A 13,821-nucleotide genomic window follows, 5' to 3' on the forward strand; every position below is an offset into this window, starting at 1 on the left:
ATGGAGAAAAAAGTTTACGAGCAACTCAATGAAGTACTTTATAAAGAGGTTTTACCTAATGGATTGAAAGTATATGTTTTGCCAAAACCAGGTTTTCACAAAACATATGGATTATTTAGTACGAATTATGGGTCCATCGATAATGAATTCGGGTATGTCGGTGACGAACCGCGACGTGTGCCTGATGGAATTGCCCATTTTTTAGAGCATAAATTATTTGAAAAAGAAGATGGGGATGTCTTCCAATTATTTGGAAAACAAGGTGCGTCTTCGAATGCTTTTACGAGTTTCACTAAAACTAGTTATCTTTTTTCGGCAACGGATAACATTGAAGAAAACTTGTTGACGCTGATTGATTTTGTTCAAGATCCTTATTTTACAAAAGAAACAGTCGAAAAAGAAAAAGGGATTATCGGACAAGAAATTCAAATGTATGATGATGACCCAAGTTGGCGACAATTTTTTGGCATTCTTAAAAATCTGTATCCTAAACATCCGTTACACATTGATATTGCGGGAACGGTTGAAAGTATTGCTGACATTACCGCTGAAGATCTATATGCGTGTTATCATACGTTTTATCATCCAAGTAATATGACCTTATTTGTTGTTGGAAATATTGATCCAGAAGAGATGTTAACGTTGATTCGTGACAATCAAGCCGCAAAATCTTTTGCAGAAATTCGTGAAATCAAACGTTATTTCCCAGAAGAAACCGTAGCAGATATTATTCCGTTTAGCACGGTGCAAATGCCGGTGAATCGTACAAAAGTAGTTGTAGGAATCAAAGGATTTCAAGAAAATTTACCAAAAGAAGAAGTGGAGTTATTGCGCTTTAGAACCTCGCTTAATTTATTGTTCCAATTGTTAATTGGGAATACAAGTAAGAATTATTTACGCTTGTACAATGACGGTGTGATTGACGATACATTTGGCTTTGAGTTTTCATTAGACCGCAGTTTTCATTTTGCTGACTTTTCTGGAGATTCCGACCATCCAGATGAATTTTCCGCAGCAATTGAAGCACTACTTTTGAACTTCGACCGAGATTCGGAAGTCAACGAAGAGAATTTGGTTCTTTTGAAGAAAAAAATGCTTGGGAAATACTTCCAATCGTTAAACTCATTAGAATTTATCGCCAATCAGTTTACACAAGACTTGTTTGGCGATGTCACCTTATTTGATGTACCAGCAGTGATTCAATCGATTCAATTAGAAAATGTTTTACATGCAGGTCATCAATTTATTAAAAAAGAAGCATTTAGTCGTTTTTATTTGTCACCATTAGAAAAATAAGTTTTAAAATTTGTTTGAGACTGCACAATTAGCTATCCTCAACGGGTTTTATTTATGGTATTCTAGGTTATATTGATTTTAAAGACTGGAGAAGATGGACGAGTGGGCAATGAACTAATTATTGGAGATCGTTTACGGCAAGCCCGAAGAAAAAAAAATATCAGCATCAATGAATTGCAAAAGCAGACCAAAATTCAAAGACGTTACTTAGAAGCAATTGAACGAGGTGCGTTTGATGTATTGCCGGGAGAGTATTATGTGCGCTCTTTTATTCGTGAATATGCAGCAGTAGTAGGCGAAGATGGGGACTATTTAGTAGCAGTATTTGATGGGAAAGATAGTTTTGAAAAAGAACCTCCTAAGCGCCCTGAACCTGAAAAAGTAAGTGGTTCACGTAAAGCGCAACACGAAGAGACTGTACGACGTAGAAAGACACTAACTGAATATACGCCAATGGTTTTATTAGGTTTGGTAGCATTAACAATTATTACAATTGTTGGGTATATGACATGGCAAGATCGCCATGCAACACCGATTATTGGCAATCAAAGTCAACCATCTATCACTGTAGACCAATCTCTTGTTTCCAATACCGAAGCGTCAACTCATGTTTCTAGTGAGCAGCAATCAAGCGAGTCAGAACCTGAAAAAAAGCTGTCAATCAAACGTGAAGAATCAACACAAACTGATGCAATATTTACCATTTCAGAAGCAAATGATCCTCTTGAGTTGACGTTTGTAGGGAAAACGGATCGTTGCTGGATAGGCGTTTTGGTAGATAATAATTACGTATTTCAACAAACATTACAACCAGAAGAAGAAGCGAACATAACTTTACCAGAAGGCGTGACACAAGCCATGGTTATCTTAGGCGAGAGTGCAAACATTGAAGTGAAAGCCGATGGAGAAGTTGTTGATTTTAGTGATTCAAGGTTTGAATTGTTACAAAAAAATCTTCATTTCACTATTTCTTATCAAGAGTAACTATGTCTTATAGCCAAAGCGAAAGAAAAGGGGAACGTAAGTGAATTTACCAAATAAGTTAACTGTTTTAAGAATTTTGATGATACCGATTTTTATTTTAATTTTAGCCATACCGTCGCTAGACTGGGGAACGTTGTCTATAGGTTCCGTTAACCTATCAGTGACACATCTAGTGGCTACTATTATTTTTGCCATAGCAAGCTTTACGGATTGGCTAGATGGTTACATTGCGCGTGCGCAAGGCCTAGTGACCAACTTTGGAAAATTTGCTGATCCACTAGCAGATAAAATGTTAGTCATGACAGCTTTTATTATGCTAGTTGAATTAGGAAAAGCTCCAGCATGGGTAGTAGCAATTATTATTTGTCGTGAGTTAGCAGTTACTGGTTTACGTCTATTATTAGTCGAAGGTGGCGAAGTGATGGCGGCTGCTTGGCCTGGGAAAATCAAAACAGCGACACAAATGCTAGCGATTATTTTCTTGTTAATCGACAATGTACCATTTAATTTAATTGGCGTACCAGTAGACCAAATCCTGTTGTATATTTGCTTAATCTTCACGATTTATTCGGGTGTAGATTACTTTGCAAAAAATACAGCAGTATTTAAGGGCTCAATGTAAAAAGAAAGTCAGGCATCGTTAGGATGTTTGACTTTTTTTGATGCAAACGACTTTCTTTGAGAAAATTCTTTAATGATTTAAAATAAAAAAGGATAAATGACGTATATTAGAGTAGGAGCGTGACACATGAAGGCAGAAATTATTGCAGTAGGAACTGAATTGTTATTAGGGCAAGTAGTAAATACCAATGCCACTTTTCTATCAGAAGAGTTAGCAGGCTTAGGGATTGATGTGTATTATCATAGCGTTGTTGGAGATAATCCAGAACGTTTAGCATCGTTATTGGCGTTAGCGGATCAACGTAGTGAACTCATTGTTCTGTGTGGAGGCTTAGGTCCAACTGAGGACGATTTAACGAAACAGGTCACAGCAGCCCATGTAGGTCAAGAATTAATACGTGATGAATTAGGCTATCAAAAGCTGCTTTCTTTTTTTGAGAAGCGTCAACGTCCCATGACCGAAAATAATTTATTGCAAACGTTAATTTTTAAAGACGGTATTTCCTTACAAAATAGCACTGGTTTAGCCGTAGGTATCTTTTATACTTCTGATAAGGGAAATCATTACTTATTACTTCCTGGGCCGCCAAACGAGCTAAAACCGATGTTTTATAATGAAGTAGTTCCATTACTCAAAGAAAAATTCCAAAAGAAAGATCAATTGATTTCTCGTGTATTGCGTTTTTATGGTATAGGTGAATCACAGTTAGTGACTGATTTAGCTGATTTAATTCAAGGGCAAACAAATCCAACGATTGCTCCTTATGCAAAACCAAATGAAGTAACGTTGCGTTTAACAGTCAAAACGACAGATGAAGCTCAGGGATTGGCACAACTTGATGACTTAGAAAAAATTATTCAAGAACGTGTGGGTGAATTTTTCTATGGTTACGGAGAAGAAAATTCGTTAGCAAATGTTGTCGTTGAATTATTGAAAAAAAATCAACAGACATTGACTGCTGCAGAAAGTTTAACCGCTGGAGCTTTTCAAGCAGCGTTGGGTGATATTTCCGGTGTTTCTGAAGTTTTTCCTGGCGGGTTTGTTACGTATTCAGCGGAAACGAAAGCTAATTTTTTAGGAATTGAGAAAGAATTTTTAGAACAAGTGGGAACTGTTAGTCAAGAATGTGTTGAACAAATGGCAATTAATGCTCGGAAATTAGCGCAAACCGATTATGCAGTTGCCTTTAGTGGGGTAGCAGGACCCAATGAATTAGAAGGACAGCCAGCTGGCACGGTTTGGATTGCCTTAGCTAACGAACAAGGAGTCCATAGTCAAAACTATCATTTTACAAGAGATCGTAGTTATATTCGACACAGCGCAGTGATGACTGGCTTGGATTTAATACGGCGAGCATTATTGAATCGATAGGCGAATGTTTGTTCGCATAATTCTTGCTTTTTGTTAGAAGACAAGGTATTATAGATACATGAAGAAAAACCATGTAATTGACATGATTTGAATATAAGGAGGATTATCCGAGTGGCAGATGATCGTAAAGCAGCCTTAGATGCTGCATTAAAAAGAATTGAAAAGAACTTCGGTAAAGGCGCAGTAATGAAACTTGGTGAAAAAGCAGACCAACGTATTTCAACAATCCCAAGTGGTTCATTAGCATTGGATGTCGCTTTAGGTGTAGGTGGTTTTCCACGAGGACGTATTGTAGAAGTTTACGGTCCAGAAAGTTCTGGTAAAACAACGGTTGCTTTACATGCTGTTGCAGAAGTTCAAAAACAAGGCGGTACCGCGGCGTTTATTGATGCGGAACACGCGCTAGATCCTCAATATGCTGAAAAATTAGGCGTGAACATTGATGAATTGTTACTTTCACAACCAGATACAGGTGAACAAGGGTTAGAAATTGCCGATGCGTTAGTTTCCAGTGGCGCGGTAGATATTGTCGTAATTGACTCCGTAGCAGCTTTAGTACCACGTGCCGAAATTGACGGCGAAATGGGTGACGCTCACGTTGGGTTGCAAGCACGTTTAATGTCTCAAGCGTTACGTAAATTGTCAGGTACTATCAACAAAACGAAAACAATTGCGTTATTCATTAACCAAATTCGTGAAAAAGTCGGTGTTATGTTTGGTAACCCAGAAACAACACCTGGTGGACGTGCATTGAAATTTTATGCGACTGTTCGTTTAGAAGTGCGTCGTGCCGAACAATTAAAATCAGGTACGGATATTATTGGGAACCGTACTAAAATTAAAGTTGTCAAAAATAAAGTAGCACCACCATTTAAAGTAGCTGAAGTAGATATTATGTATGGAGAAGGAATTTCTCAAGTTGGTGAGCTATTAGATATGGCCGCAGAAAAAGACATCATTGATAAAAGTGGTGCATGGTATTCATATAAAGGTGACAGAATTGGACAAGGTCGTGAAAATGTCAAAAATTATATGAAAGATCATCCAGAAATGGTTACTGAAGTATCCGCACGCGTCCGTGATGCGTATGGTATTGGAACAGGTGAAACATTAGAGGAAGAAGGACAGGAAGAACTTCCTTTAGGAAAATAAGCAAATAAGATTGCGGTAAGAACTTGTTTAGTTTTCTTACCGTAATTTTTTATATAAAAAAAGCGAAATTAAAACAATGGTAGCGCATGCGTTTTCGAGGCACCTCGTCTTTTTTAAGTTGACACTCTTCCTTACAAACATTAGAATAAAATTGTGTGTATAGCACACATATGCAAGTAGGCATATTGATAATTTTATTCTAATGTTTGTTTATCAAAAAACTACAAATTGAAAATAAGAAAGATAGTATGGAGGTGATTCATCAATGGGACTTAACATTCTCCTCGCTATCATCGGATTAATTGTCGGTCTATTCGCTGGTATTTTTGTCACAAATTCTCGCCATGAAAAAGCTGTGAACGGCGCGAAAAATACTGCAGCTAGTATTTTAAATACTGCCAAAAAAGAAGCAGAGACTTTACGAAAAGAAGCGTTGTTAGAAGCTAAGGAAGAAACTCAAAAGTACCGATCAGAAATTGAAAGTGAGTTGAAAGAAAGTAGACTTGAGTTAAAATCACAAGAAAATCGCTTACTACAAAGAGAACAATTACTTGATCGCAAAGATGATTCTTTGGAAAAACGTGAACATTCGTTGGCTAATAAAGAACATAAAGTCAGTGAAAAACAACAATTAATAGACGAGCGAGAAAAAGAAGTTGAAAAACTAATTGGCGAACAACAAGCAGAATTAGAACGAATTGCTGCATTGTCTAGAGAAGATGCAAAAGAAATCATTATGAAATCAACCGAAGCAGAGTTGAATCATGAATTAACGGTTATGGTAAAAGAATCTGAACAACGTGCAAAAGAAGAAGCGGATCGCAAAGCGAAAAACTTACTTTCATTAGCTATTCAACGTTGCGCAGCAGATCAAGTATCTGAAACAACTGTCTCTGTTGTGACTTTACCAAATGATGAAATGAAAGGTCGTATCATCGGTCGCGAAGGAAGAAACATTCGCACATTAGAAACACTTACAGGCATCGATTTAATTATTGATGACACACCAGAAGCAGTAGTGTTATCTGGTTTTGATCCAATCCGACGTGAAATTGCGCGGATGACTTTAGAGAAATTGATTCAAGATGGACGGATTCACCCTGCAAGAATCGAAGAAATGGTTGAAAAATCACGGAAAGAAATGGATGAACGCATTCGCGAATATGGTGAACAAGCAGCCTTTGAAGTTGGTGCGCATACTTTACATCCAGATTTAATCAAGATTTTAGGACGTTTACGCTTTAGAACAAGTTATGGTCAAAACGTCTTGAATCACTCAATTGAAGTTGCGAAGTTAACAGGTGTTCTTGCAGCAGAGTTGGGTGAAGATATTCAGTTAGCAAAACGTGCAGGTCTCTTACATGATATCGGAAAAGCACTAGATCATGAAATTGAAGGTTCTCATGTACAAATTGGTGCAGAACTAGCTGCGAAATACAAAGAAAATCCAGTGGTAATCAATGCCATCGCTTCTCACCACGGAGATACAGAAGCAACATCTGTCATTTCTGTTTTGGTAGCAGCGGCGGATGCATTATCTGCGGCTCGTCCGGGAGCGCGTAGTGAATCACTTGAAAACTATATTCGTCGTTTAGAAAACTTAGAAAATATTTCTAACAGCTTTGCCGGAGTTGATTACAGTTTCGCTGTTCAAGCCGGTCGTGAAGTGCGTGTAATGGTTAAACCAGAAGAAATCTCAGATATGGATGCTGTTCGTTTAGTACGAGACATTCGTAAGAAAATTGAAGATGAACTGGATTATCCAGGAAATATTAAAGTAATTGTTATTCGTGAAACACGTGCAACAGATTACGCTAAATAGTCAAAAAGGCATCCTCTTAAAAGAGGGTGTCTTTTTTCATGTTATACTACAAGAAGAGGTGATTTTATGCGTAAAAACGACCAACAATTCATTAAAACTCATCCGTATCTCCATCTTATTTTGGTGATGATTATGGCTAGTCTTATTGGCATAACGATTGAATATGTCATCAATCAAGATTTTATTGGTTCGGGTTTTTTTACAAGTCTCATTTTATTACTGATTGAAATGTTGCGAATACGAAAAAAACGAAAAAAAGAGACACATCACAAACTAGATAAACAGAAGTAGGAGCGTGGCTTTGTTTTTAAGACTTGCCATGCTTTTTCAGTGTAATAGGCAGGAGGTATCACATGAAAAGTAAAATCGGCTTAATCTTAACCTGGGGAATGATAATTAGTGGGGCGTTAGGTTTTATTGTATTTGGTAATAAAGAAGGTCGCTTCAAATACTATCAAGATGGATTAAGTATAACCATTCAAAATCAAACCAACCAACCGTTGCAGATTAATGTCTTACAATCAGAAGCGGAACAAATTTTGTTTTCAATGAACGTAGCACCGCACACTATTCACAGTGTAACCAACCAAAATATTTTGCCTAATGATCAAGATATGTCTGTGATTATAGATTATAAATTCTCTGGAGAAACGCATCGTTTACAAGGTTTTCCCTATATTGATTCAATGGAAACGAAATATGTGTTGGAATTAGAATTTAACGAAAAGGGAGAGGTTTTTTCTTCCGGATTAGGAGATGGGCGTGTCATTTTAAGAGGTAACGTATTGGAATAAATGATGAAGACTTATTTCAAATAAAAATCGCTTTCCCATGTAATAAAACATAACATTAAAAGTTATAATTTTCAGATTATTTTCACTTTTTTTACAAAAACACTAGATTTACTAAAAAAGTGATGTTATGATTTCTAACATAAAAGGAGGCGGTACTATGGATACAGGAAATATTGCATTTATTTTGCTATGTGCGGCACTAGTTTTTCTTATGACGCCAGCATTAGCATTCTTCTACGGAGGATTAGAACGAAGAAAAAATATTTTAAACACGATGATGATGGTCATCGCAACAATCGGATTAGCATCCGTCTTATGGATTATTATTGGTTATTCACTATCATTTAGTGGAGAGAACTCATTTGTTGGAAATTTTGATAAAATGTTCTTTAATGGCGTCACAGCTGAAGATGCAGGTGGGATTCCCGAATCATTATTTGCAGCATTTCAAATGATGTTTTCAATTATTGCCGCAGCGATTATTACAGGTTCAGTTGTCGGTCGTATGCGCTTTTCAGCAATTTTTACTTTTATTGCTTTTTGGTTGATTTTAATTTACTATCCAATGGCTCATATGGTATGGGGCGGCGGATTTTTACATGAAATTGGTTCAATTGACTTTGCAGGTGGAAATGTCGTGCATATCAGTTCAGGGTTTGCTGGGTTGATATTAGCGCTTGTCGTTGGCAAACGTCGTGAGTTTCATCAAACGGAATACCGTCCACACAATATTCCATTTATCGTATTAGGCGCTGGTTTGTTATGGTTTGGCTGGTTTGGTTTTAATGCCGGTTCAGCTCTAGCTGCAGATGGTTTGGCAGTTCATGCGTTATTAACAACTAACACGGCTGCTGCAAGTGCGATGCTATCATGGATATTAGTTGAAAAATTAACGATTGGTAAACCAACAATTGTTGGAGCATGTACAGGTGCGATTGTTGGTCTCGTTGCAATTACACCGGGTGCTGGTTTTGTTTCTCTATGGTCTTCATTTATCATTGGTGCCATTACTAGTCCGATTTGTTATTATTTCATTTCAAAATTAAAACATCGCTTAGGTTTAGATGACTCTTTAGATGCATTCGGCTGTCACGGTGTTGGTGGTATCATTGGAGGAATTTTAACAGGAATCTTCGCTGATCCAGCAGTAGGTGGTTATAGTGGTTTAATTTATGGAGAAACGTCTTTATTTATCTCACAAATCTTAAGTATTGTGTTTACGCTCGTTTATGTAGGAATTATCAGTTACATCATTATATTTGTTATTAAGTTAGTGATGCCAATCCGTGTAACTGAACAAGAAGAAGCATTAGGTATGGATAAAACAGAACACGATGAGACAGCCTACCCAACATTTATGGGCTTAGATTCTTAGGAGGAGTGCGCGTATGAAAAAAATTGAAGCGATTATTCGTCAAGAGAAATTAGAAGAATTAAAACTTGCTTTAGATAAAGATTTTCAAATTAGCGGGATGACAGTCACTCAAGTTTTAGGTCACGGAAATCAAAAAGGTGTGGCAGAATTTGTTCGTGGACAAAAAGTGATTCCAACATTATTGCCTAAAATTGCGATTTGGTTAATAGTGGAAGATACGCAAGTAGAAGCAATTACTGATGAAATTATTGCGATTTGTCACACTGGTGAAGTGGGCGACGGAAAAATCTTCATCTATAATGTAGAAGAAGTTATTCGTATTCGTACCAAAGAACGTGGAGAAAACGCAATTTAATGACAAAACAAGCAGCGTGTATTTAGTAGAATATGCGCTGTTTTTTGTTGAATTGAATCTCAAAAGGTCTTGTGAAAACGCTTTTGTTATAGTACAATATTTATTGTGTTATAACAAAAGTTCAAGGAGGTTCTTACTATGGTTGAAAAATATTTAAATTATGTTGGTGAATTGATGACGGATGTGGATTATGTGGCATCGGGGTATCCGAAAGATTTTTTAGAAGTCAAAGTAGAGCAAGCTTTGCCATTTCGTTTTTATTGCAGTATGCAAGCAAATGATTGGGAAGAAGTGACTTCTGAACAACGAAACCAATTAATTAAACAATTAAAAGATAAAAAATCGATTTATTCAAAAAGTGACCATCGTTATTACATGTTAGATTTCTATTTAGCAAGTTTAGGTGGGTTATAAACAAAAAAGTTCTAACGTTCAATTTGAACGTTAGAACTCAGACTGTAGACAAATAGAATGTATAATCCTAAAAAATAGTGATTATACATTTTATTTTTGTTTTTACTCAAAAATAGCGAAAAAGGCTTTCTGCCTTTATCTAACCATGTTGCTAATTTAAAAAAAATAGATTGAAAATCTCTGAATAAGATAATTCTCAATCTATTTGTCTATAGTCTTTTATTTCCTTTTCGTCAGACTTTATACAACTATACGAAAAAAATGTCCGATTAATCATCTTATAATCATTGATTTATCAAGGCTTACTAATTTTTTGATCTATGCTACACTTCAGTAAAATAGAATAACAAAGGAGTGATTTTTATGCGAAAATATTGCGCAGAATTTATTGGCACGTTCGTTCTGGTCTTTTTAGGAACAGGTTCGGTGGCGATAACCAACGTTAGAATAGTTTCAAGCATGCAGATGTCACCCCCTAACCTATAGAAGCGTTAGTAGACTAAATGCCAAAGTTGATTATATCATGGATTTATATGTTTATAATGGAGTATTCTTCAATAGATATGTGAACTACTCACCCCTTAGCTAAACCTATTGGTTCTTAATGCTTGAAGTGGTGAGTAGTTCACATCTTTCATTTCCAATCCTTAACAAATGCAATCCAATACAAAAAAATACTCACAAGTATTCCTACCCCAAATAAAAGATGAGATCCACTAATTTTAGTTATATAAAAAATAAGATAAGCTATTCCAGCTGTTATACCACTAAAAAGAAATTGTTTTTTCCATTTTTTACTTACCATAACTCAATCCATCCATTATTTCTAATCTTATCTCTTCTATCTACCCATTTCGCAAAGGCTGTACCCGGATCCCAAGCGGCCATAACGAATTCCCAAACAACGCCATAATATCCAGCAACAATTCCCAATCCCGCTCTAGTAAGTCGCGCCTTTACTCTACTTTTGAACGTATTTCTCACCCAATTTACTCCATACTTTCTTATTGCTCCCATAAGGCTACCACCTATGCCACCAATGACAAAATTAATTGCGAGATTAGTAGCTACGCTTAACACCCAAACAGACAATCATCCACGTGAAGCCGCAAAAACATCCTCTCCACTAATTGGGTCAAAAATACTGGAATGATTTTCATCAATTCGATCAATCATCTCTTCACTAGTTGCTTCTATATCTTTATAAAGATTGCTTTCTGAATTAAAAAAATCCATCAAGACGGATTTGACATCGTGAGCATCTTCTTGTGTAGGGAAAGCAGTGTCATCAACTACTACCTCAATTAAATTTTCAAATGTTTCAATTTGTTCATTGTTCAGGACTTGAATATCTAGCTCTGTGTTTTCATCAAACACTTCTGCTATTTCCTCACGCACCGCTACTAACTCTGGGTTATTTGTTTCCGTTTCTGAAATCATAGAAACTAACTCTTCATCAGTCATTTTAGAAGTATCTGAGAGAATTCCCTCTTCCACGTTTGCTAGAGCATCCGCCAAAACCTTTTCTCCTACATTACTACTTGAAAAAATAGGAAAGCATATCTGGGCAACCAACACGATAATAAGTATAACTTGAACAACTTTTCTCTTTTTCATATTTTAACCTCCTCGTAAAATAATTTTTGTCTAATACTTTTTAATCAAAATGTTTCTGAACCGTAAAATTTAAGGATCCAACGGAAATTTGCTATCACCTCCTGTAGCATTGTCTACCTTCATAACTAAAGCTGCATCTTCAGAAGTTAACGTGTATTCTTCAACATTTTCTGCATCATCTAAATCATTAAGAGTATCTTCCAACGAGACATCTTCATATTTATTTTCTAAAAACCTCAATGCAGCTTCACTTCTTGCTATTTCTTCTTGATACATAATTAATTCTTCAGCAGAATAAAAAGTTTGTTGTCCTTCTGGAAATTCTTCTACTAATTCTCTTTCTTCCTCGATTTCATTAGCTAATACGATAGTTTGAAACGATGGAGAAATTACTCCTAATAAACATTATTGTTGCAACCACACTTACCCAAAACTTCTTTTTCATTTCCTTATATTTAATATGGCTTAATTATATATTTAATTTTTTATAAAAAACCACTTTTGTTCTAAACGTCGTAAATTCATGCTTGAACGTCATATTTTTTATAAATTACTGATTTCAGTATCGATTAGCCTAGCAATCTCCAACTCATAAACGTCCATTATCTTGGAACAATCGTCACTCTTGGAAATATAAATGATAGCCAAGTAGCGATTGCTCGTTACTTGTTATCTAATCGATTACGCCCTGTATTACCATATACAAGACCTCGAGGAGATAAACCACTCTTTCGAAAAAATGACTTTGTTTATGATGAATTTTTTGATTGTTATTTATGCCCAGAAAATCAAGTGTTGTCCTTTTCAACGATTTCACGTGACGGCTACCGAGAATACAAATCAAAACCCTCTATTTGTAAACACTGTCCGTTATTAGAAAAATGTACACGGAGTCAAAAACATCAAAAAATCATTACTCGTCATATCTGGCAAGATTCGTTGGATCAGGCAGAGGAATTACGCTATACAGAAACCAATAAACACTTATATAAGCGACGCAAAGAAACAATTGAACGAGTCTTTGCCGATGCGAAAGAAAAGCATGGTTTGCGGTGGACAAAATACCGATCCTTGGAAAAAGTTGCCGTACACACGATGCTTACGTTTGCTGCCATGAACCTGAAAAAATTGGCGACGTGGTTAGTAAAAGGGTAAGAGATCTTTATTTTTTTTTTTGACAATTTTAAAAAAATAGACTGAAAATCTCTAAATGAGAGATTCTCAATCTATTTGTTTACAGTCTCAGAGAACTTTTTTATACTTTTCGGCGTCGCGCAAAATCTACAAAGCGGAATTTGTCTAAACGATGAATCGATTCGGTATACTCAAAACAACGAGTATCTTCTAAATACACTAAACTACGGACAGTAACAACGTGTTGATCTTCTGGATGTAGATTCATCAAATCACGTAATTCTTTATTGACAGGGTCCACTGTAATTTCTTTTTGTGCGTAGGCAATCTCTAAGCCTAAATCATTTTCAAAGTAATCATAAATTGATTTTTCCGCTTTGTTTTCAGGTAGCTCAGGGATGATATCAGCAATCAAATAGTCTTTGTCTAAAATCACGACCTCGCCATCAATTCGACGTTGACGAATGAGGCGCCATGCTTCAGCTGCGACAGGCCAATCGGTAATCTCGTGTAACGAAGGAGAGACCGCAATTTTGCGAATCTCTACCACACTGGTTTCACTGGGAATTTGCTGAGCTGTTTGTAATTCTTTAAAACTGGTTAGTCCAGAAATTGGAAAATCAAAACGATTTAAGTCTAAGACAATCGAACCTTTGCCTTGTTTTTTTTGGATATAACCAGCATCACGTAATAAATTTAGGGCTTTACGAACAGTTTCTCTAGAAACACTATACATTTTAATCAGTTGGTTTTCACTTGGTAACAGTGTATGGGGCGGATATTCTTTGGCTAATATTTTTTGTTCTAAATCTAGAAAAATTTCTTTGAATTTATTCATCACTCACCCTCCTCCAATCCATTATAGCGACAGGGAGTTAGGAAAGC

The 13,821-nt window shown here is 36.2% G+C and carries 15 protein-coding genes and 1 pseudogene; 12 read left to right on the top strand and 4 right to left on the bottom strand.

Annotated features, from left to right (window positions below; genetic code table 11):
* From yfmH to AC4BC7_RS12260, 11 genes are all read left to right on the top strand, one after another.
* Positions 1–1,296, top strand: a complete 1,296-nt coding sequence (yfmH, locus tag AC4BC7_RS12210) for an EF-P 5-aminopentanol modification-associated protein YfmH (protein WP_490502993.1) — start codon at positions 1–3, stop codon at positions 1,294–1,296.
* Positions 1,297–1,398: 102 nt separating this feature from the next.
* A complete protein-coding gene (locus AC4BC7_RS12215; RefSeq protein ID WP_490502994.1) occupies positions 1,399–2,280 on the top strand; it encodes a helix-turn-helix domain-containing protein in 882 nt (293 codons plus the stop codon).
* A gap of 40 nt (positions 2,281–2,320) precedes the next feature.
* On the top strand, positions 2,321–2,902 hold the full coding sequence (gene pgsA, locus AC4BC7_RS12220; RefSeq protein WP_207941924.1) for a CDP-diacylglycerol--glycerol-3-phosphate 3-phosphatidyltransferase: 582 nt from the start codon (positions 2,321–2,323) through the stop codon (positions 2,900–2,902).
* A gap of 126 nt (positions 2,903–3,028) precedes the next feature.
* Positions 3,029–4,273 (top strand): competence/damage-inducible protein A, encoded by a 1,245-nt coding sequence (locus tag AC4BC7_RS12225; protein ID WP_207941925.1) that lies wholly within the window; start codon positions 3,029–3,031, stop codon positions 4,271–4,273.
* A 111-nt stretch (positions 4,274–4,384) separates the two neighbouring features.
* Entirely contained in the window at positions 4,385–5,425 is a 1,041-nt protein-coding gene (gene recA, locus AC4BC7_RS12230) for a recombinase RecA (protein WP_207941926.1), read from the top strand.
* Between the two features lie 265 nt (positions 5,426–5,690).
* Complete coding sequence (gene rny / locus AC4BC7_RS12235; RefSeq protein WP_207941927.1) at positions 5,691–7,247, top strand: ribonuclease Y; 1,557 nt, start codon at positions 5,691–5,693, stop codon at positions 7,245–7,247.
* 66 nt (positions 7,248–7,313) lie between these two features.
* Positions 7,314–7,538: a hypothetical protein gene (locus tag AC4BC7_RS12240; protein ID WP_207941928.1), complete on the top strand. Its 225-nt coding sequence runs from the start codon at positions 7,314–7,316 to the stop codon at positions 7,536–7,538.
* 62 nt (positions 7,539–7,600) lie between these two features.
* Positions 7,601–8,041, top strand: a complete 441-nt coding sequence (locus AC4BC7_RS12245) for a hypothetical protein (RefSeq protein WP_243430659.1) — start codon at positions 7,601–7,603, stop codon at positions 8,039–8,041.
* A 157-nt stretch (positions 8,042–8,198) separates the two neighbouring features.
* Positions 8,199–9,416, top strand: coding sequence for an ammonium transporter (locus AC4BC7_RS12250; RefSeq protein ID WP_207941929.1), 1,218 nt, complete (start codon positions 8,199–8,201; stop codon positions 9,414–9,416).
* A 13-nt stretch (positions 9,417–9,429) separates the two neighbouring features.
* Positions 9,430–9,771, top strand: a complete 342-nt coding sequence (locus tag AC4BC7_RS12255; RefSeq protein ID WP_207941930.1) for a P-II family nitrogen regulator — start codon at positions 9,430–9,432, stop codon at positions 9,769–9,771.
* Between the two features lie 138 nt (positions 9,772–9,909).
* Positions 9,910–10,185 (top strand): hypothetical protein, encoded by a 276-nt coding sequence (locus tag AC4BC7_RS12260; protein WP_207941931.1) that lies wholly within the window; start codon positions 9,910–9,912, stop codon positions 10,183–10,185.
* 798 nt (positions 10,186–10,983) lie between these two features.
* Here AC4BC7_RS12260 and AC4BC7_RS12265 read toward each other — a convergent pair.
* The 3 genes from AC4BC7_RS12265 to AC4BC7_RS12275 all read right to left on the bottom strand — a co-directional run bounded on the left by AC4BC7_RS12265 (position 10,984) and on the right by AC4BC7_RS12275 (position 12,078).
* The gene (locus AC4BC7_RS12265; protein WP_490502995.1) at positions 10,984–11,169 is read right to left on the bottom strand and encodes a hypothetical protein; all 186 of its coding nucleotides are present in this window, start codon (positions 11,167–11,169) and stop codon (positions 10,984–10,986) included.
* 108 nt (positions 11,170–11,277) lie between these two features.
* On the bottom strand, positions 11,278–11,802 hold the full coding sequence (locus AC4BC7_RS12270; RefSeq protein ID WP_490502996.1) for a hypothetical protein: 525 nt from the start codon (positions 11,800–11,802) through the stop codon (positions 11,278–11,280).
* A gap of 69 nt (positions 11,803–11,871) precedes the next feature.
* Positions 11,872–12,078: a hypothetical protein gene (locus AC4BC7_RS12275; protein WP_207941933.1), complete on the bottom strand. Its 207-nt coding sequence runs from the start codon at positions 12,076–12,078 to the stop codon at positions 11,872–11,874.
* A gap of 318 nt (positions 12,079–12,396) precedes the next feature.
* Between AC4BC7_RS12275 and AC4BC7_RS12280 the strand changes: the two are divergent.
* Positions 12,397–12,942: pseudogene (locus tag AC4BC7_RS12280) on the top strand (transposase); the annotation flags it as partial.
* 115 nt (positions 12,943–13,057) lie between these two features.
* Here the strand turns inward: AC4BC7_RS12280 and treR are convergent.
* Positions 13,058–13,774 carry a trehalose operon repressor gene (treR, locus tag AC4BC7_RS12285; protein ID WP_207941934.1) on the bottom strand — a complete coding sequence of 239 codons (717 nt, stop codon included), beginning with the start codon at positions 13,772–13,774 and terminating at the stop codon, positions 13,058–13,060.
* Positions 13,775–13,821: the final 47 nt, after the last annotated feature.

It is taken from the genome of Enterococcus sp. AMC1623 (genome assembly GCF_058216495.1).